This is a genomic window from Candidatus Enterococcus moelleringii, assembly GCF_017377575.1.
GTDB lineage: Bacteria > Bacillota > Bacilli > Lactobacillales > Enterococcaceae > Enterococcus_A > Enterococcus_A moelleringii.
The window spans coordinates 1-20,137 of record NZ_JAFREM010000025.1; the positions used below are offsets into that span (position 1 = coordinate 1).

General features: G+C 42.6%; 23 protein-coding genes. 19 read left to right on the forward strand and 4 right to left on the reverse strand.

The features are described from left to right. Nucleotides 1–185, forward strand: a 185-nt coding sequence (locus JZO70_RS14925) for a hypothetical protein (RefSeq protein WP_207674470.1), incomplete at its 5' end; no start/stop codon positions are given. Between the two features lie 188 nt (nt 186–373). Here JZO70_RS14925 and JZO70_RS14930 read toward each other — a convergent pair. The 3 genes from JZO70_RS14930 to JZO70_RS14940 all read right to left on the reverse strand — a co-directional run bounded on the left by JZO70_RS14930 (nt 374) and on the right by JZO70_RS14940 (nt 2,996). Further along, nucleotides 374–841 (reverse strand): TetR/AcrR family transcriptional regulator, encoded by a 468-nt coding sequence (locus JZO70_RS14930; RefSeq protein WP_207674471.1) that lies wholly within the window; start codon nt 839–841, stop codon nt 374–376. 264 nt (nt 842–1,105) lie between these two features. Next, a complete protein-coding gene (rnjA, locus tag JZO70_RS14935) occupies nt 1,106–2,782 on the reverse strand; it encodes a ribonuclease J1 (RefSeq protein WP_207674472.1) in 1,677 nt (558 codons plus the stop codon). A gap of 1 nt (nt 2,783) precedes the next feature. Then, on the reverse strand, nt 2,784–2,996 hold the full coding sequence (locus JZO70_RS14940; RefSeq protein ID WP_207674473.1) for a DNA-directed RNA polymerase subunit epsilon: 213 nt from the start codon (nt 2,994–2,996) through the stop codon (nt 2,784–2,786). Nucleotides 2,997–3,361: 365 nt separating this feature from the next. Between JZO70_RS14940 and JZO70_RS14945 the strand changes: the two genes are divergently transcribed. The 8 genes from JZO70_RS14945 (at nt 3,362) to secG (ending at nt 9,638) form a co-directional block, all read left to right on the forward strand. Next, entirely contained in the window at nt 3,362–5,092 is a 1,731-nt protein-coding gene (locus tag JZO70_RS14945) for an ABC transporter ATP-binding protein (RefSeq protein WP_207674474.1), read from the forward strand. Continuing rightward, the gene (locus JZO70_RS14950) at nt 5,089–6,849 is read left to right on the forward strand and encodes an ABC transporter ATP-binding protein (RefSeq protein ID WP_207674475.1); all 1,761 of its coding nucleotides are present in this window, start codon (nt 5,089–5,091) and stop codon (nt 6,847–6,849) included. Before JZO70_RS14945 ends, JZO70_RS14950 begins: the two co-directional genes overlap by 4 nt. A gap of 133 nt (nt 6,850–6,982) precedes the next feature. After that, nucleotides 6,983–7,855 carry a fumarylacetoacetate hydrolase family protein gene (locus JZO70_RS14955; RefSeq protein WP_207674476.1) on the forward strand — a complete coding sequence of 291 codons (873 nt, stop codon included), beginning with the start codon at nt 6,983–6,985 and terminating at the stop codon, nt 7,853–7,855. Between the two features lie 22 nt (nt 7,856–7,877). Beyond that, complete coding sequence (locus JZO70_RS14960; RefSeq protein ID WP_207674477.1) at nt 7,878–8,375, forward strand: gamma carbonic anhydrase family protein; 498 nt, start codon at nt 7,878–7,880, stop codon at nt 8,373–8,375. Continuing rightward, nucleotides 8,372–8,698: a hypothetical protein gene (locus tag JZO70_RS14965; RefSeq protein WP_207674478.1), complete on the forward strand. Its 327-nt coding sequence runs from the start codon at nt 8,372–8,374 to the stop codon at nt 8,696–8,698. The genes JZO70_RS14960 and JZO70_RS14965 overlap by 4 nt, the downstream gene beginning before the upstream one ends. 71 nt (nt 8,699–8,769) lie before the next feature. Next, nucleotides 8,770–9,039 (forward strand): (4Fe-4S)-binding protein, encoded by a 270-nt coding sequence (locus JZO70_RS14970; protein ID WP_207674479.1) that lies wholly within the window; start codon nt 8,770–8,772, stop codon nt 9,037–9,039. Nucleotides 9,040–9,041: 2 nt separating this feature from the next. Then, the gene (locus tag JZO70_RS14975; protein ID WP_207674480.1) at nt 9,042–9,317 is read left to right on the forward strand and encodes a GNAT family N-acetyltransferase; all 276 of its coding nucleotides are present in this window, start codon (nt 9,042–9,044) and stop codon (nt 9,315–9,317) included. 84 nt (nt 9,318–9,401) lie between these two features. Next, entirely contained in the window at nt 9,402–9,638 is a 237-nt protein-coding gene (gene secG, locus JZO70_RS14980; protein WP_010760007.1) for a preprotein translocase subunit SecG, read from the forward strand. Between the two features lie 50 nt (nt 9,639–9,688). On the opposite strand, the gene JZO70_RS14985 is transcribed toward secG, so the two are convergent. Next, nucleotides 9,689–10,114, reverse strand: coding sequence for a hypothetical protein (locus tag JZO70_RS14985; protein WP_242703967.1), 426 nt, complete (start codon nt 10,112–10,114; stop codon nt 9,689–9,691). Nucleotides 10,115–10,288: 174 nt separating this feature from the next. On the opposite strand from JZO70_RS14985, the gene JZO70_RS14990 reads away from it, so the two are divergent. From JZO70_RS14990 to atpD, 10 genes are all read left to right on the forward strand, one after another. Further along, nucleotides 10,289–11,038, forward strand: coding sequence for an alpha/beta hydrolase (locus JZO70_RS14990; protein WP_207674481.1), 750 nt, complete (start codon nt 10,289–10,291; stop codon nt 11,036–11,038). Nucleotide 11,039: 1 nt separating this feature from the next. Next, nucleotides 11,040–13,388 carry a ribonuclease R gene (gene rnr / locus JZO70_RS14995; protein WP_207674482.1) on the forward strand — a complete coding sequence of 783 codons (2,349 nt, stop codon included), beginning with the start codon at nt 11,040–11,042 and terminating at the stop codon, nt 13,386–13,388. A 7-nt stretch (nt 13,389–13,395) separates the two neighbouring features. Continuing rightward, on the forward strand, nt 13,396–13,860 hold the full coding sequence (smpB, locus tag JZO70_RS15000) for an SsrA-binding protein SmpB (protein WP_207674483.1): 465 nt from the start codon (nt 13,396–13,398) through the stop codon (nt 13,858–13,860). Between the two features lie 288 nt (nt 13,861–14,148). Beyond that, nucleotides 14,149–14,868, forward strand: coding sequence for a F0F1 ATP synthase subunit A (atpB, locus tag JZO70_RS15005; RefSeq protein WP_207674484.1), 720 nt, complete (start codon nt 14,149–14,151; stop codon nt 14,866–14,868). A 35-nt stretch (nt 14,869–14,903) separates the two neighbouring features. Next, entirely contained in the window at nt 14,904–15,119 is a 216-nt protein-coding gene (gene atpE, locus JZO70_RS15010; RefSeq protein ID WP_010760001.1) for an ATP synthase F0 subunit C, read from the forward strand. Between the two features lie 72 nt (nt 15,120–15,191). After that, the gene (gene atpF / locus JZO70_RS15015) at nt 15,192–15,713 is read left to right on the forward strand and encodes a F0F1 ATP synthase subunit B (RefSeq protein ID WP_207674485.1); all 522 of its coding nucleotides are present in this window, start codon (nt 15,192–15,194) and stop codon (nt 15,711–15,713) included. Then, nucleotides 15,703–16,248: an ATP synthase F1 subunit delta gene (gene atpH, locus JZO70_RS15020; RefSeq protein WP_207674486.1), complete on the forward strand. Its 546-nt coding sequence runs from the start codon at nt 15,703–15,705 to the stop codon at nt 16,246–16,248. Before atpF ends, atpH begins: the two co-directional genes overlap by 11 nt. A gap of 15 nt (nt 16,249–16,263) precedes the next feature. Then, nucleotides 16,264–17,790, forward strand: coding sequence for a F0F1 ATP synthase subunit alpha (gene atpA, locus JZO70_RS15025; RefSeq protein WP_207674487.1), 1,527 nt, complete (start codon nt 16,264–16,266; stop codon nt 17,788–17,790). Between the two features lie 18 nt (nt 17,791–17,808). Then, a complete protein-coding gene (locus tag JZO70_RS15030) occupies nt 17,809–18,711 on the forward strand; it encodes a F0F1 ATP synthase subunit gamma (protein ID WP_207674488.1) in 903 nt (300 codons plus the stop codon). Between the two features lie 22 nt (nt 18,712–18,733). Beyond that, nucleotides 18,734–20,134: a F0F1 ATP synthase subunit beta gene (gene atpD, locus JZO70_RS15035; protein WP_207674489.1), complete on the forward strand. Its 1,401-nt coding sequence runs from the start codon at nt 18,734–18,736 to the stop codon at nt 20,132–20,134. The last annotated feature ends 3 nt before the right edge of the window (nt 20,135–20,137 follow it).

Below are 20,137 nucleotides of genomic sequence, written 5' to 3' on the forward strand. Positions count from 1 at the left end.
GTCCGCCGGAGGATCAATCCATAGCGATGGTCGAGGAAGCCGAGGAAGAACCCGCAGAAGAAAAACGCGGCTGGTTCCCAAAACGCAAAAAAGGCACCAATCCGTTAGCTGGATTTTCTGCCGATAAACGGAAACGCAAAAAAGCCATCAACCGTTGGAAACGGGAGAAAAATAAAGAGAACTAGCTTATTCTGTACTTCAACTAAAGGAAAACGATCGATTCCTTTAGTTGAAGCAGACAGCTAAGTGTTCACAAAGGATACTTATTTGGACGTGGGAAATTAAGCAGGGTTGAGGTAGAATAAAGCTTCAAGGCTGAACAAGTTTGCGAAGGCACGCTTATCCCGTTTGACTGCCTGCCAATAGTTGGAAATCATCGGTTGTTGGGGTTGTCTTCTGGAACTAAAACTGCTAGTGCGGCTTTGCCGAGGCAATAGGGCCAATAAACAGCAAAAAGTGCTTCGCTATTGGACTGCTCCAACGTACTGAAGATAGTTGAAGTGACTTCCTTGGCCAGTTTAATCGTTTCATCATCCTGCAGGAAAAAGCGATGGAATTCTTCAGGATAATCTGTTGCATAGTCAACGATGAAACGTGTCAGCTGATCGACGGTGCTAGGATTTTGATCCTCAAGAAAATCTTTATATTTGGCAATCACTCTTCTAACCATGATCATTTTAAAATTGGTCATATTTTCAAATTCACGATAGATAGGTTGGGTTGAACAATTAATTTGTTTAGCCACATTGCGGGCATTGAATTTCGAAAATCCTTGTTCAATAATCAGTTGGTAGCTACCTTTAATGATATGCTCTCTTTGGATACGGATACTTCTTACCATAATAATCTTCCCCTAATTGAATTTAATGGGATCAGTGATGTTATAAATAACAACAGTGATTAAACCCTGGTTTTTATTATCCTTATTGTGCAAATTTTTTTTAGTTTTGTCAATCGTCTCTTCACAATTAATCATTGAAAAAAGCCCGTGAACTCGATGGAAATAAGTATTTATAGGGTTGTATCCAATGTTTTTATTTTTTTACTAAAAAATATAGGGAATAATAAAAAAACACTTGCCCAAATTAGAGCAAGTGTCTATTTCTTATTGATCTGGTGTCATAATCATTGGAATAATCATTGGATGACGTTCCGTTTGATCAAACAGGAATGGCTGCAAGGCTGAAACCATCGCATCCTTTAATTTAGCTTCGGTGCAGGCTTTATCGTTTAAAGCTTCCCGCAATGCGTGGAATAAGATACGCTGACCTTCACTAATCATGTCACCGGATTCTCGCATATAAACGAAACCACGGGACAAGATATCTGGACCTGCTAACACTTCTTTTTTATCAATATCAATCGTAGCAACGGCTAAGACCAATCCTTCTTCAGAAAGAATCCGGCGATCTCGTAAAACGACGTTGCCGATGTCTCCAATGCCACTTCCGTCAACATAGACATCGTGGGCATTGAAGTGGCCGGCTGGACGAGCGCTGTCAGCTGTTAAAGCCAATACATCGCCATTTTCCATAATGAAGCAATTTTCTTCTGGGACTCCAGTGTCTTGAGCTAAGCCAGCGTGAATTTTCAACATCCGGAATTCACCATGAATGGGTACGAAATATTTTGGCTTCATTAGACGCAGCATCAATTTTTGTTCTTGTTGGCTGCCGTGTCCAGAAGTATGAATATTGTTTACTTTACCATGAACGACATTAGCGCCAGCTTCTGACAATTGATTGATCAAGTGGTTTACACTGGTCGTATTGCCAGGAATTGGTGAGCTGGAAAAAATCACCGTGTCATCTGGTTGAATTTGAATTTGACGGTGCGTACCGTTGGCAATCCGTGATAGGGCAGCCATTGGTTCCCCTTGAGAACCAGTACATAGAATCAATAATTCGTTGGCTGGAATGCGATTAATCTCATGAGAATCAACAAAGGTTTCATCTGGAATAGTAATGTAGCCTAAGTTTCGACCATTAACAATCGCGTTTTCCATACTGCGGCCGAATACCGCAATTTTACGGCCAGTTGCTACAGCAGCCTCGGCTGCTTGCTGCAAGCGGGAAATGTTGGAAGCGAAGGTAGCGAAAATGATCCGGCCTTCGACTTTTTCAACGATGCGTTGAATCGATATCCCAATATTTTTTTCAGATTTCGTAAAGGTTGGCACTTCCGCATTGGTACTGTCGGATAAAAGACAAAGTACGCCTTCTTCACCAATTTTTGCCATCTTGTGCAAGTCGGCTGGTTGACCGACAGGTGTAAAGTCAAACTTGAAGTCGCCGGTTTCAACAATATTTCCTGAAGGTGTTTTGACTACTACACCTAATGGATCGGGAATACTGTGGGTGGTACGGAAGAAGCTGACAGATGTCTTACGGAAACGAATGATCGTATCTTCATTGATTTCGTGCAATTCAGCATCCCGCAACAAGCCATGCTCGTCTAGTTTGTTTTTGATCAATGCCAGGGCCAAGGCACCTGCATAGACTGGAATATTTGCTTGCTTCAATAAATAAGGCACGCCCCCAATGTGGTCTTCGTGACCATGGGTGATGACGACGGCTTTTACCTTATTAATGTTTTGAATGACATAGCTGTAATCGGGAATCACATAATCAATTCCTAAAAGATCATCTTCCGGGAACTTGATCCCAGCGTCGATGATGATAATCTCATCTTGGAATTGAACCCCATACATATTTTTCCCGATCTCGCCTAATCCGCCAAGTGCAAAAACGCCGGTTTCGTTATTTTTCAGCGAGAGTTTCATATTAAAACTCCGTTAGCTTGAAGTCAGCATTTTCTTTTTCATAAGCTAAATGATTGCCGTCCAATGCTTGGATGTATTCGACATTATATGGGGTGTTGTCACGCATCAAAGTATGAACTTCTTCTTGGTCCTTCGCTTCTACATAAAGTGAAAGAGTCTGTTCACGTTTTGGGTTGCGTTCTTTGCTTTCTTGATAATAAACTTTAAAAATCATAAAAAATCTCCTTTATCTGCTTCCGCAGTTTTTTCCTTTTTTACACAACAAAATGAGGGGGCTGGGCCACCTGAAAATTTATGCTCGAATGCTAGCCAATCTAGCATCGCGAGAGGAAGCCTCGACTTTGCTTCCTGATCTTACAATTATTTTCACCGTACGTTGTGTTGTGAGTACAACAATTACTAGTAGTTTATCACAGAATAAGAAAGAAGTATAGAAACTAGAAAAGGGAAATGTCATGCACTTGAAAATGTTTCAGAAAATTAAATAAAAAGCGATGAGAAATTCAGTAGAAGTACGAGCAAAGCCTATTAATTTATGCTATATTGGAGACATTACGGTATAGAAAGAGGCGAGATTAAATGAAGTTGATGTGGCGTTATACGTTGCGCTATAAAAAGCTCTTATTCTTTGATTTTATCAGTGTTTTTGGATTTATCCTCATTGAATTAGGACTGCCAACTATTTTGGCGAGAATGATCGACCAGGGAATTGGCGATCGAGACTTTGATTATGTGAAAAGAATGGGTATTTTGATGATTGTGATTACAGTAGTGGGGATCATTATGAGCATTTCGCTGCGCTATTTTAGTTCTCAGATCACATCCCGGATGGTAGCTGAAATTCGTGACGACCTGTTCGCGAAAATTCAGTCTTTTTCTCATACTGAATATGAGAGTATCGGAGTATCTTCCTTGATTACTCGTACCACCAACGATGCTTATCAAATTATGCTTTTTATGCAAAATATTTTGACGGCGGGCTTTATGACACCGATGATGTTTGGGATGAGCTTGTACCTAGTTGTTCGTACCAGTCCTAGTTTAGGTATTTATGTGTTGGGGGCTTTGCCGGTCTTGATGCTGGCGATTGCCTTAATTGCTAAATATTCCGAACCACTTTCTACGAAGCAGCAAAAAAATCTGGACAATATCAACAGCATCCTGCGGGAGAATCTTTCCGGTTTGCGAGTGATTCGGGCTTTTGTAAATGAAAAATTTGAAGAAAGCCGTTTCCGTAAAGTAAACAATGATTATGCCAACAGTTCTAAGAGTCTATTTCACTTGATGGCTGTGGCCCAACCAGGATTTTTCTTCCTATTTAATATAGTCATGGTTTTAATCATTTGGAATGGGACGATTCAAATTGACAGCGGCCAGCTGGAAGTTGGTACCTTGATTGCTTTCATTGAATACATTTTCCATGCACTGTTCTCATTTATGATGTTTGCTACGGTGTTTATGATGTACCCACGGGCGAACGTTTCCGCTTTGCGGATTCAAGAAGTCTTCGACCGCGATCCTGAAATCAAGGACAATCCTAAAGGTATTACGATGCCTGCACAAAAAGGTTATGTTGAATTCAAGAACGTCACTTTTGCTTATCCAGGACATTCAGAAAGTCCGGTGATTCGCAATGTCAGCTTTACGGCTAGTCCTGGTGAAACAGTGGCCTTTATTGGGAGTACCGGTTCTGGGAAATCGACGCTGATTCAATTAATTCCGCGGTTTTATGATGTCACAGAGGGCGAAGTACTGGTGGACGGTGTCGATGTTCGGTCGTATCAATTGAAGGACTTACGGGCAAAGATCGGTTACATTCCCCAAAAAGCTCAATTGTTTACGGGGACAATTGCTGAAAACCTGCGTTACGGGAAAGAAGATGCGACACCTGCAGAAATGCGGGAAGCGGCGGACATTGCCCAAGCCTCTGAATTTATTTCGCAAAAAGCGAAGGGCTATGATGAACTATTATCAGAAGGCGGCAGCAACTTCTCAGGCGGTCAAAAGCAGCGTTTAGCAATTGCGCGGGCGATTATTCGTCGACCTGAAATTTATATTTTCGACGACAGCTTTTCCGCATTGGATTACCAAACCGATGCGAAATTACGCGCACGTTTGAAAAAAGAAACCACGGAATCAACTGTGATGATTGTGGCTCAACGGGTTGGAACCATTATGCATGCCGATAAGATTGTCGTCTTGAACGAAGGCGATGTCGTCGGTATTGGAACCCATCGTGAATTATTGGAAACTTGTCCAATTTACTACGATATTGCCGCATCTCAATTATCAGAGGAGGAATTAGCATGAAAAAGACCCTTTCTTCCTTAAAACGCTTGATGCATTATGTCGATCCATACAAAGGCACGTTTGCCTTAACGTTATTTTTAACCTTGCTTACCTTGATCATGAATACGCTGATGCCCTATCTGTCGGGGTTGCCAACGACAGAAATTACCCGCAACCTGCAGCAAGGCGAGGCAATTAATTTCGATTATGTCTTTAAATGCTTAGTTGCGATTATGATCGTCGGCGTCGTTTATTGCGGGGCTCAATTAGGTAGCGGCTGGCTGATGGCCAATGTCGTCCAAGCAGCGATGCGGGATTTGCGGGAGGATATTGAAACCAAGATCAATCGTTTGCCGGTTTCTTACTTTGACCGCAATCAGCAAGGGAATATCTTGTCACGGATTACCAATGACGTGGATGCCGTCAGCAATGCGCTGCAGCAGGCCATTGTGAAATTGGTTAATGCGGTATTGGGAATTATTTTTGCTGTCAGCATGATGTTCTATATCAACCCGCTGATGGCCCTGATTTCGATGATTATGATTCCGGCTTCTCTGTGGATTTCCCGCAAGATCGTTCACATCTCGCAGAAGGATTTCCAATCGATGCAAAATGCTTTAGGGGACATGAACGGTTTTGTTCAAGAAAATATGACGGGCTTCAGTGTCCTGAAGCTTTATGGCCGTGAAGAAGAAACCTTAGACGGCTTTAAGAAAGTGAACCATACGTTACGCCGATACGGCTTCCGGGCTTCTTTTGTATCCAGCTTAATGCAGCCGCTAGTTCAGTTAACGGCTTATGCCACTTACATTGCGATGGCTGTGCTGGGAAGCTGGAATGTCATCACCGGCATTATCGTAGTGGGTCAGCTGCAGGCCTTCATTCAATACATTTGGCAAGTTAGTCAGCCAATGGGTGAAATTACACAGCTGTCTTCCATGATTCAAAGTGCTTCAGCTTCGGCTAAGCGGGTATTTGAAATTTTGGATGAACCAGAAGAGATCGAAAACGCGGTAGATGAAAAACTGCCAGAACCTGTTTCAGGGGATGTCGTATTCGACCATGTGAAATTCAGCTATGATCCGAAGAAACCACTGATTGAAGACTTGAGCTTTGAAGTCAAAGCGGGTGAAACCGTCGCGATCGTTGGACCAACCGGTGCGGGTAAGACTACCTTGATTAATCTGCTGATGCGTTTTTATGACATCGACAGCGGCCGCATTTTGGTTGACGGTGTCAATACGCAAGACATGAATCGCTCGGATGTTCGGGCGCAATTTGGGATGGTTCTGCAGGATGCCTGGTTATATGAAGGAACAATTGCTGACAATATTCGTTTTGGTCGTTTAGATGCTACTGATTACGAAGTAGTTGATGCTGCTAAGACGGCGAATGTGGATCACTTTATCCGCACCATGCCGGGCGGCTACGAAATGTATATCAACTCTGAAGGCGACAATGTTTCCCTAGGACAAAAGCAGCTGCTAACGATTGCTCGGGCGATCATCTCTGATCCGAAAATTTTGATTCTTGATGAAGCGACTAGTTCAGTGGATACTCGACTAGAAGGCTTAATTCAAAAAGCAATGGATCGCGTGATGCAGGGGCGGACCAGCTTTGTAATTGCTCACCGTCTGTCTACGATTCGTGATGCCGACCTGATTTTAGTCATGAAAGACGGTTCAATCATTGAACATGGCACACATGAGAGCTTGTTGGAACAAGGCGGCTTTTACGAAAAACTATACAACAGTCAATTTTCAGAAGAAACCGAATAAAAGTAAGGCTTGCGGAATTTTTCGCAAGCCTTTTTTCCTGCTGTGAAAACCGTACTTGTTGAAAGTTCCGTTTGACACGTCTATCGTAAGCGAATACACTAAATGATAACTACTACGTGAAGGAGCTGAAGGCATGAAATTTTGTACATTTCGTCAACAGGGAGAAGAACAAGTCGGCTTAGTATCCGCTGATGAACAAACTGTTTTTGCTTTAAAGGAGTTAGATGCTTCAATTACTAAAATGGAAGAACTGATTGAAAACTATTCTAGTCTCAAGGAAAAGTTGGAGAAACAAGCCGATCAGCTGACACCTATTCCAATAGATAGAGTCGAGTTGTTAGCGCCAATTCCTCAGCCAAAGCATGATTTGCTGTGTGTGGGACTGAATTATCGGTTGCATGCGCTGGAATCGGCAAAGTTTGCTGGCAGAGAGTACCAAGCTCCTAAGCATCCAGTCTATTTTTCTAAACGGGTGAATCGGGCAGTTGGTCCTAACGGTACGATCCAAGCTCATGGAGATGTTACCGAAAAGCTGGACTATGAAGTTGAATTAGCTGTTATTATCGGCAAGAAGTGTTCCAAGCTTTCTCCCGATGAAGTATTTGATGCCATATTTGGCTACACCGTGGGCAACGATGTCTCGGCGCGGGATATTCAATCCGCGTATGGTCAATTCATGTTCGGCAAAGGCTTGGATGACTTTGCACCATTGGGCCCATGGATTGTTACGAAGGATGAGCTGTCTCAACCACCTCACCTGAACTTGAAAACCTATGTGAACGGCGAGCTGCGCCAAGACAGCAATACGTCAGACCTGATTTTTGATTTGCCGTACATGATCAGCGAGCTGTCTCAAGGAATGACCTTAGAGCCAGGTGATATACTATTGACCGGCACGCCAGCTGGAGTGGGGATGGGCTTTCAGCCGCCTAAGTTTTTACAAGCCGGTGATGAAGTCATTTGTGAAATTGAAGGCATCGGCCAGCTGAAGAATACCATTAGTTAAAGAAAATGATTGAGGTGAAAAAATGACACAATTTATAGCAAATAGTGCCGATGTGTACGGCGATGTTACGTTAGGTGAAGGATCAACCGTCTGGTTTCAGTCGGTTCTCCGCGGCGACAGCAACTCGATTACCATTGGCAAGGTGACCAATATACAAGATGGAACAGTAGTGCATGTGGATCATGATGCACCGGTAGTCATCGAAGATTATGTAACGATCGGTCATGCGTGCATCATCCATGGCTGTACGATTCATTCAGGTGCGTTGATTGGAATGGGAAGTACGATTTTAAATTATGCCGAGATTGGTGAAAACAGCTTAATCGGTGCCGGGTCATTGGTGACTGAAAACACGGTGATTCCGCCAAATTCCTTAGCCTTTGGATCACCGGCTCGAGTGGTCCGGTCTTTGACTCCTGAAGAGATCGAAAGCAACCGCCAAAATGCCCTGCATTACCAAGAACAAGGGGCTGATTATTTAGCCGGGAAGTTTCTCCAGTATGAAGGTCACAAGTCATGAGTGAGGATGGATTTCTCCGCCTTTACTGTGAACTGCAGAAGATTTTTACCGAAGATGATTTGCAAGAACTGCTTATTTATCAAGACAACCAGCAGCGCTTTTTAGTTTTCCATGAAAAGGGTATGTATGTCTTAGAAAATACGACCGAGAAACCTTTTCGCTATTATCCAACACGATTGTTGAAGCCTTGCAGCGTTCATTCCAGTGACGGTCAGTTCCAATTAGTCATTGAAACGATTGGCTGCCAGCAATATAAACTGATTTTTGATGAACAGTCAAAAGCCTATCAAGTCCTGACCGCATTAATGGAAATATTGCACTGATCGTGTCAGCAGACACTTTAGTGTATCTTTTTTGGAATCATTGTTATACTTTAAAAAAAGGGGTGTACGTAATGGATGGCGCTAAATTAAATGGTAAACCTGTAACGCAAGAAACGTTAGAGGAAAAAGGCTACAAACGATACCACGGTGAAGGCATCGACATTTACTACAGTAAAGATATCTGTGCCCACATCGGCAACTGTGTTCGCGGCAACCCAGAGATTTTTGAAGTGGGACGCCGACCTTGGATTATTGCAGACAACGGCACTGCCGAAAATGCTGCTTATGTAGTGGATACTTGCCCAAGTGGTGCGTTGAAATACATTCGAAAGGGAGAATAATCATGGAAATGAAAGAAGAAAAGAATCGATTGGTTCTATTGAACGATGAAGGTCAAGAAGCAGGCGAAATGACTTGGTCTAATGCTGGTGAAGACATCATGATCATCGATCATACTTTTGTGGATCCTGCTTATCGCGGCCAACAATTAGCAGAAGGCTTAGTTCGCAAGGGTGTGGAAATCGCTCGTCGTGACCACAAGGAAGTCATTCCTTTGTGCCCATATGCAAAACGCGAGTTTGAACAAAAATCGGAATACAGCGATGTGTTAAGAAAATAAACAAAAAGCGACTCCCCCTAGTCAAACGCTCAGAATTATGCTAAAGTTATTCTGAGATAGTTTGGGATAAAGGAGGAGCTTTTTTTGTATAATATTATTTTAGGCGTGATTTTGGTATTGTCTGTGATTATTATCATTACGATCATGATGCAGCCAAGCAAACAAAACAGTGCAGCAAGTGCATTTACTGGGGGAGCAGATCAGCTGTTCGGTAAGCAGAAGGCACGCGGTTTTGAAGCGGTTATGCAACGATCAACTGCCATCTTAGGTGCAGTTTGGATGATACTTTTATTCGTATTGATGTATTTATCAAGCAAATAAAGCAAACAAACCTCTCGCTTATTGAGAGGTTTTTTTATTGCGATAAACGGTTAATCTGCCACTAATTCTACTTTTTCGATCGAGTTGCCGGGGATTTGCGGCGGAATGGACATCGTCATAATCGGCAGGCCTTTGAGCGTGCAGGTAACGGTACTTCCAACAGTTAATGCGTCCGGCTCCGTTGACAGTTTCTCGATCGGGACATTTAGAACTACACCGTCTGTTTCAAAAGCCGGTACAATCTTTTCAGAATCGGCAATCGCTTGAACGGATTGCAGAGTGAGTTGAAGAATGGACGAATCTGCTTCGCTGATGACTGATTGCGTAATTTCACCGGTAAAAACTGTTTCCATAGCTTTTTCCTCCGTAGTTTGGTTAGTAGATGATGCAGAAGTAGCACTGGTTTGGTCCTCAGCTGGTCTGCTGCAGGCGGTTAAAAGGGTCAAGGATGCTAACAATAAAAATAGCTGTTTCATAAAAATGGGTTCCTCCTATAGGAATAAAGGTAAGATTTAGTATACGTAATTACTTTACTAAATGACAAGTAAAACCGCCAATAATTAAGAAGCTGTTTAGCATTTTTATTCCCTGAACAGTGAAACTCTAGTATGATCAAAGATATGATAAAATGAAGCGAGGAGTTGATGAACATGAGCCAAACGAAAGCACCGAAACCGATCTTTTTACCTCATGGACCGAAGGCAGTTTTATTGTTGCATGCCTATTCAGGCAGTCCTAACGATGTAAGAATGCTTAGTCGAGCCTTGGAAAAGCTGGATTATACGGTTTATGCACCAATGTATGCCGGGCATGGAACCAGTGACCCTTTAGATATTTTGAACCAAGGACCTGAAATCTGGTGGGAAGAAACCCAGCAGGCCGCTGCTTTTTTACGGGAAAAAGGCTATGAACAAATTGCGGTGTTTGGACTTTCAATGGGTGGTGTGTTTGCAACTCGTTTGTTGACCGAGCAAGAAACAGGCATCATCGGAGGTGGATTTTTCTGTTCACCGATCAGTCCAGTAAAAACGACTGTGGTGGAAAGCTTCCTATTATATGCTAAGCAGGTTTTGGAACAAAGTGAAGCAGCCGAGGTAGAGGAGCGAGTCGCCTCTTACCGTTCGCTGGTGCAAGAGCAGCTTGATCAAATTCAGGAGCAAGCAGGTTTAGCTTATCAGAAATTGCTGGACTTGCAGCAGCCTTATTTTATGGCTCAGGCTGCCAAAGATCGCATGATTGATCCAGCAGGTGTATTCATGACAGCTGAACGACTTAAAAATACCCGGTTCCAATTAAATTGGTACCCAAAAAGTGGTCATGTAATCACTGTCGGACCGGAAAGAAGACAATTAGAGCAAGATGTGGCTGACTTTTTAGCCAGTCTTGATTGGAGAGAATAAAATGACAAGAAAAACAATTAAGGAAGAGATTCTGAACTTCTTGCAAGATGCTAAGAAGAAGAGCTTTTCCATGGAAGAATTAGCCCAGCATTTGGGCATGCAAAATAGCACTGATTATAAATTATTGGTGCAGACAATCGCTCAAATGGAGCGGGAGAAAAGTGTCGAGTTTAACAACAAAGGGAAAATTAAACTGCCCTTTAAGCCTGCAACGGTGGAAGGGATTTTCCGCATGAACGAACGAGGCTTTGGCTTTGTGACGATTGATCCAGAAGAACCGGATGTTTATGTTTCCAGCGATGCCACGAACTATGCCATGAATGGCGATACAGTTATGATCGATATCGTGAAAAATGCTGACCCCTTTGGCGGCAAAGGAGCTGAAGGCCGGGTCGTTTCAATTAAAGAGCGAGCGGTTCAGCAAGTAGTAGGTGAATTTACTGCCTATACCCCGGATGAGGTTGAAGAAACCGATCTGTACGGCGTGGTTACACCAAAGGACAAAAAGAATGCACCCTTCAAGGTGTTTGTAGCTGCTGATGGAATTCAGCCAGTTGACGGCAGTATTGTGGTAGTGGAATTGACTCATTATCCAGAAAAAGGCTATGCCTCAAGTTTAGAAGGTTTAGTTAAAAAAGTCGTGGGACATAAAAATGACCCGGGTATGGATATTTTATCGGTGGTAGTTGCTCAAGGCATTCCTACTAGTTTTCCAGAGGAAGTCTTAGAAGAGGCCGATCAAGTGCCTGATCAAATCACAGAAGAAGATTTAGTTGGTCGTCGGGATTTAAGAGATCAAACAATCGTGACGATTGATGGCGCTGATGCCAAAGATTTAGATGATGCGGTAACGGTTCGCAAGCTGCCAAACGGCAATTACTTTTTAGGCGTTCATATTGCCGATGTTTCTTACTATGTGACTGAAGGCAGCCAATTGGACAACGAAGCTGCTGAACGAGGCACCAGTGTCTATTTGACTGATCGGGTTATCCCGATGATTCCACAGCGCTTGTCTAACGGGATTTGTTCCTTGAATCCCCATGTACCTCGCTTAGCCATGAGCTGTGAGATGGAAATTGATACTAACGGAACCATCGTTGCCCATGAGATTTTCTCAAGTGTCATTCAAACAACCGAACGAATGACTTATTCGGCGGTAAATGGCATCTTGGAAGAAGGCGATACGGAATTAATCCAACGCTATGAACCATTAGTTCCGATGTTTACTTTAATGAAAGAACTTCACGAAATTCTAGAAAGCCGCCGTACCAATCGCGGGGCGATTAATTTTGAAGATCGGGAAGCAAAGATTTTAGTCGACGAAGAAGGCGCACCTTTAGCGATTGAATTACGTTCTCGCGGTGTCGGTGAACGCCTAATTGAATCCTTTATGCTGGCCGCCAACGAAACGATTGCCAAGCATTACAGCGATTTGAAGCTTCCTTTTATTTATCGGATTCATGAACAACCGAAAGAAGAAAAAATGCAGCGCTTCTTTGATTTTGCTGCTGCGTTGGGGATTTTGGTTAAGGGAACAAAAGAGACGATCACACCAAAGGATTTACAACAGGTCATAACGGATGTGGAAGAAAAGCCGGAAGCTGCTGTGATCAATACGATGTTATTGAGAAGTATGCAGCAGGCACGCTACTCTGAAGACAACTATGGGCATTACGGATTAGCTGCGGAGTATTATACGCACTTTACCTCGCCAATTCGTCGCTACCCAGACTTGATTGTCCATCGGCTGATTCGGACTTATGAAGAAAGCCGCAGTGAAAAGGTTCAGGAGAAATGGGCCGAAGCGTTACCGGAAATTGCTAAACACAGTTCTGATATGGAACGGCGAGCGGTTAATGCTGAACGGGAAGTGGACAGCCTGAAAAAAGCCGAATATATGGCTGATAAAGTCGGAGAAGAGTATGATGGGATTATCAGCTCAATTACTAAGTTCGGTATTTTCGTTGAATTGCCAAATACGGTGGAGGGCTTGATCCATCTGAACGAATTAAAGCAGGATTATTTCCACTTTATTGAAAATCAGCTGGCATTAGTTGGTGAACGCACCCGTCAAACCTTTAAAATCGGACAAAAGGTGAAAATAAAAGTAGCCAAGGCAGAACCGGAAACACGGGAAATCGACTTTGAATTATTAGATGCTGAGGAACTTCCAGAGCTGGAAGCACCTGTTCGCAACCGACGCAGAGAGAAGTCTTCCTATAAAAAGGATAAACCCGATAAAAAGAATAAACCTGAGCGGACTAAGCCAGGCAAGAATAAGAAAAAACCAAAAGGCAAAAAGCCTTTTTATAAATCAGTAGCCAAGAAGAAAAAAGGCGGCAGAAAGTAGGGAGAATATGCCAAAAGGTGAAGGTAAACTAGTTGCACAAAATAAAAAAGCCCGTCACGATTATACGATCATCGATACGGTTGAGGCGGGGATTGTTTTACAAGGAACCGAGATCAAGTCGATCCGCAACAGTCGGATCAACTTGAAGGATGGATTTGCCCGGGTTCGTAATGGCGAAATGTACCTATATAATGTACACATCAGTCCATACGAACAAGGGAATATTTTCAACCACGATCCTTTAAGAACGCGCAAGCTGTTGCTCCACAAGAAACAAATCGAGCGTTTAGTGGGAGAAACAAAGAACACCGGCGTTACGATTGTACCGCTTAAAGTCTATTTGAAAGATGGTTATGCAAAGGTGCTGCTGGGGCTGGCTAAAGGTAAGCATCAGTACGATAAACGGGAAGCTTTGAAACGTAAAGACGTGGATCGTCAAATCAGTCGTACACTGAAGAATTACAGCCGTTAAGTGAATATCCTTTTTCGCATATTTGATAAGATTCTCTTTACTTAATTATGAATTTTGATACGATTAGTAATTATCATAATAGCTCTTTGCGGGCTAAAATGCTTGAGGTTATCACCTTTTTTCGCAGGTTGATTTCTATTAGAAAAAGGAATATAAATTATTCGGTTTTTTTCATGAAAATCCTTTGAAATTTGCGAGTGATGGTGGTAACATACGGTAGTATTTTGCCTGGTATGCCAAATACGACGAATACAAGCATCAGGTTACTGGGAAAAGAGGTGAAATGGATTGGATGAGAAATCTTGGGTTTTTCATATTGGTCCAATATGGTTTGACGGAACTGTAACAACAATGATTCTGTTGACTTGTTTGATCGTTTTTCTTCTCGTGTTTTTCTTCACGAGAAATCTTCAAATGAAGCCGACAGGCAAACAAAATGCTATTGAGTGGTTGATCGATTTTACCTCGGGAATAGTTAGCGACAATATGCCGCGAAAAGAAGTGCAGAATTTTAGTCTTTTATCTTTTACACTATTTCTATTCATTTTTGTTGCCAACCAAATCGGTTTGGTCACAAAAATCGTTACACCAAACGAGGTATCCTTATGGAAAAGTCCAACGGCTGACCCCTTCGTTACAATGGGTTTAGCTATGATGGTTTTAGTATTATCAAACCTCCTGGCGTCAGAACGCTTTGGCCTGGCTGGCTATGTTAAGAATTCCTTCTTATCGCCGATGCCAATGCTGTTGCCGATCAAGATCATGGAAGAATTCACGAATGTTATTACGTTGGGACTTCGTCTTTACGGAAACATTTACGCTGGTGAAGTATTGCTGACGTTGATTGCCAGCATGGTAACAAGTCTCGGCTGGATCGCAATTCCGATAGCTATTCCGTTGGAAATGATCTGGATTGCATTTTCATTATTTATTGGTAGTATCCAAGCATTTGTCTTTACCACTTTATCTATGGTGTACATTGGTCACCAGATTGAAGTCGAAGAATAATCAAGAAAACAAACATTTTAGGAGGATTTTTAATTATGAACTTTATCGGTGCGGGAATCGCAATTTTAGGAGCAGCAATTGGTGCTGGCTATGGTAACGGGAAAGTTATTTCAAAAGCAATTGAATCAATGGCACGTCAACCAGAAATGTCTGGTCAAATTCGTTCAACGATGTTTATCGGTGTTGGTCTGATTGAAGCTGTGCCAATCTTGGGTGTCGTATTAGCGATGTTGATGGTCTTTAATGGCTAAGAGCAACGAATTTCGTTGCTACTTTTTTATGTAGTAATGTGAATACTATATATTCAGAAAGGAAGACCGAGTATGCTGAATCTAGTTATCGCTGAAGCTCCCAACACGACGCTCGGTAATTTAATCGTTGTCACAGGAGCATTTTTGATCCTGTTGCTGCTATTAAAGAAATTCGCTTGGAAGAGCGTTATCGAGATTTTAAAGAAACGGGAAGATAAGATCGCCAACGATTTAGACTCTGCTGAACAATCAAGGATCAAAGCAGCTCAATTAGCGCAGGAACGTGAAACGCAATTGCAAAGCTCCCGCAGTGATGCAGCAGATATTATCAAAAGTGCCAAGGAAAACGGCGAATTAAGCCGCCAAAATATCATTAAAGATGCGAAAGAAGAAGCAACTCGCTTGAAGGATCGAACAAAAGTTGAAATCAAAGAAGAGCGGGAAAATGCGTTAACTTCAGTCAAAGATGATGTGGCAGACCTTTCCTTGCAAATCGCTGAAAAACTTTTGAACAAAGAGTTGTCAGGCGATGCGCACGAAGAGTTAATCAATCAATATATTGATAGACTAGGAACAACCAAGCATGAAGCTTGATAAATATACAGTTGGTAAACGTTATGGAAAAGCTTTGTTTGAATTGGCGGTCGAAAAACAGGCAATCGATGACATTTATCAAGACTTATTAACCATCCGTCAAATCTTTAAAAAAGTACCAGACTTAGGCAATATTTTGTCTGATGTCCGTTTGACCGGAGATGAAAAAGAAGCGATTATGCAAAAATTCGCCCAAGGCTTTGAAGGAGTTGTGAATAACTTCCTGTGGGTAGTTTATGAGTACAATCGCGTGGACGACCTTTTATTTATGATTGATGAATACGAGCGCCGTTACGACAGCTTAAATCAAGTTGCTTTAGGGACAATTACCACAGCGGTACCTATCTCTAAAGAAAAACAACAAGAGATCGAAGCGAAAGTCGCTGATATTTTTGGCTACAAAACGGCCAATTTAACCCCCGTAGTCGATGAATCGATTATTGGCGGTGTCATTGTTGAAGCCGATCATCAAGTGATCGACGGCAGCCTCGCCAGCCAATTAAATGGCCTACGAGCAGCACTTAGCAAAAAGTAAGAAGAGGTGAAATGAATGGCCATCAAAGCAGAAGAAATCAGTGCATTGATCAAAGAACAGATCGAAAACTATGATAATAAATTGTCTGTGGAAGAAATTGGCACAGTCACATACGTAGGGGACGGGATCGCTCGTGCCCACGGACTAGAAAATGCAATGAGCGGAGAGCTGTTAGAGTTTTCTAACGGTTCATACGGAATGGCCCAAAACTTGGAAAGCAATGATGTCGGTATTATTGTTTTAGGAGAATTTGAAACCATTCGTGAAGGCGACAAAGTAAAACGTACGGGTAAAATCATGGAAGTCCCTGTTGGCGATAACATGATCGGACGAGTGGTAAACCCACTTGGTCAACCAGTCGATGGACTTGGTCCAATCGAAACCAGCAAAACACGTCCAGTGGAAGCATTAGCTCCCGGCGTTATGCAGCGTAAGTCAGTCAATGAACCAATGCAAACCGGTTTAAAAGCAATTGACGCACTAGTTCCAATCGGACGCGGCCAACGGGAATTAATCATCGGTGACCGAAAAACCGGTAAGACTTCCATTGCGATTGATACTATTATCAATCAAAAAGGTCAAGATATGATTTGTATCTATGTCGCAATCGGTCAAAAAGAATCCACGGTTCGTTCGCAAGTTGAAACGTTGCGTAAATACGGTGCCTTGGATTACACCATCGTAGTTACAGCGGGTGCTTCTCAACCAGCACCACTATTGTATATTGCACCTTACGCTGGAACAGCGATGGGTGAAGAATTCATGTACAACGGTAAACACGTACTAGTTGTTTTTGATGATTTGTCAAAACAAGCCGTGGCTTACCGTGAACTTTCTTTACTATTACGTCGTCCGCCAGGTCGTGAAGCGTACCCAGGGGATGTCTTTTATTTGCACTCACGTCTATTAGAACGTGCAGCCAAATTATCTGATGAATTAGGCGGCGGTTCTTTGACTGCCTTGCCGTTTGTTGAAACACAAGCTGGTGATATTTCAGCGTATATTCCAACCAATGTAATCTCTATTACCGATGGACAAATCTTCCTGGAAAACGACTTGTTCTATTCAGGTATTCGCCCAGCGGTTGATGCCGGCTTGTCGGTTTCTCGGGTTGGTGGTTCTGCGCAAATTAAAGCAATGAAGAAGGTTGCCGGTACTTTGCGTCTTGACTTGGCCAGCTTCCGTGAATTAGAAGCCTTTACTCAATTTGGTTCAGATTTGGATGCGGCTACCCAAGCAAAATTAAATCGTGGACGTCGAACGGTTGAAGTATTGAAGCAAAAATTACATGATCCGCTGCCCGTTGAAAAACAAGTAGTGATTCTGTACGCTTTGACTCATGGCTTCTTAGACAGTATTCCAGTGAATAATATTTTGAATTTTGAAGATCAATTATTTGAATACTTGGATGCAAACAACCAAGAGTTGTTTGACACGATTCGTGAAACGAAGGATTTGCCTGATACGGATCAATTGGATCAAGCAATCCAAGCCTATAAAGACATTTTTGATGCAGCAGCACCGCAACAAAACCCAGCATAAACGAGGTGAGAAAGCTAAATGGCATCCTTAAATGAAATCAAGACGCGCATTGCGTCTACAAAAAAGACCAGCCAGATCACTAATGCGATGCAAATGGTATCAGCTGCGAAACTAACTAAATCGGAAGCCTATTCTGCCCGTTTTCAAATTTATGCCTCAAAGGTGCGGGAAGTACTGACACACTTAACTGCCAGTGAGCTAGAAGAAATTGCGACTTCTGATCATGATATTAATGGGATTAACTACCATAGTATGCTGATTAATCGTCCGGTCAAAAAAACCGGCTACATCGTCATTACTTCTGACGGTGGTTTAGTGGGCGGCTACAACAGTTCTATTTTGAAACAAACAATGACAATGTTAGAAGACGATCATGACTCCCAAGATGAGTATGTTTTATTGGCAATTGGTGGTACTGGAGCCGATTTTTTCAAAACTCGTGGCGTGAAATTAGCCTACGAATTGCGAAATTTATCTGATCAGCCCAGCTTTGATGAAGTACGCAAGATTGTATCTATGACAACCAGCATGTATGAAAACGAAGTGTTTGATGAACTATACGTTTGTTACAATCATCATGTGAATTCGTTGTCTAGTCAATTTCGCGTGGAAAAAATGCTGCCGATTTCGGACTTGGATCCGGATGAAGCAGAAACATATACCCAAGAGTATATTTTCGAACCTTCCAAAGAAGCAATTTTGGACCAATTATTACCGCAATATGCTGAGAGTTTGATTTATGGAGCGATTGTCGATGCCAAAACAGCAGAACATGCTGCCGGAATGACGGCGATGAAGACGGCGACAGATAATGCCAAATCGATTATTGGTGATTTGACCATTTCTTACAACCGGGCACGTCAAGCGGCGATCACTCAAGAAATAACGGAAATTGTCGGCGGGGCTTCCGCATTAGAATAATTTCGAGATTGGAGGAAAAAACATGAGTTCAGGCAAGATTGTTCAAGTAATTGGTCCCGTTGTTGACGTGGAATTTTCATTAGATCAATCCTTACCAGACATCAACAATGCGTTGATCGTCTATAAAAATGATAAAAGCAAAGTCGTACTTGAAGCGGCATTAGAACTCGGCGACGGAGTCATTCGGACCATCGCAATGGAATCGACAGATGGTTTGCAACGAGGCATGGAAGTTGTGGATACCGAAAAACCAATCTCAGTCCCAGTTGGAACCGAAACATTAGGTCGAGTCTTCAACGTCTTAGGTGAAACTATCGATAACGAAGAACCATTTCCTGAAAATGTTGTAAGAAGCGGGATCCATAAAAAGGCACCAGCTTTTGATGAATTAAGCACAAGTAATGAAATTCTGGAAACAGGAATCAAAGTTATCGACCTTTTAGCTCCATATTTAAAAGGTGGTAAGGTTGGTTTGTTCGGTGGTGCCGGTGTTGGTAAAACCGTATTGATTCAAGAATTGATTCACAATATCGCCCAAGAGCATGGTGGTATTTCAGTCTTTACCGGTGTTGGTGAACGTACCCGTGAAGGGAATGACTTGTACTTTGAAATGAAGGAATCAGGCGTTATTGAGAAAACAGCCATGGTTTTTGGTCAAATGAATGAGCCGCCAGGTGCCCGGATGCGGGTTGCCTTGACTGGTTTGACTTTAGCTGAGTATTTCCGTGATGAACAAGGACAAGACGTTCTGTTGTTTATCGACAATATTTTCCGTTTCACTCAAGCTGGATCAGAAGTATCAGCCCTTTTAGGCCGGATGCCATCTGCCGTTGGTTACCAACCAACACTAGCAACAGAAATGGGACAATTGCAAGAACGGATTACTTCTACTAAAAAAGGTTCGATTACATCGATTCAGGCGATTTACGTGCCGGCCGATGACTATACTGACCCGGCTCCTGCTACGGCCTTTGCCCATTTGGATGCGACAACCAACTTGGAGCGTAAATTGACAGAGCAAGGGATTTATCCAGCGGTAGACCCATTGGCTTCTTCTTCTAGTGCCTTAGCTCCAGAAATCGTAGGCGATGTGCATTACCAAGTAGCAACTGAGGTTCAACGTCTTTTACAACGTTACCGGGAATTGCAGGATATTATTGCTATTTTGGGGATGGATGAATTATCTGATCAAGAGAAGGTCGTCGTGTCTCGCGCACGTCGGATTCAGTTCTTCTTGTCACAAAACTTCCACGTAGCTGAACAGTTCACTGGTCAGCCAGGATCTTACGTACCAGTTGAAGATACGGTCAGAGGCTTCAAAGACATTTTAGAAGGAAAATACGATGACCTTCCAGAGGATGCCTTCCGTAACGTAGGGAAAATCGAAGAAGTAGTCGAAAAAGCAAAATCTTTAGGCTACTAGAAA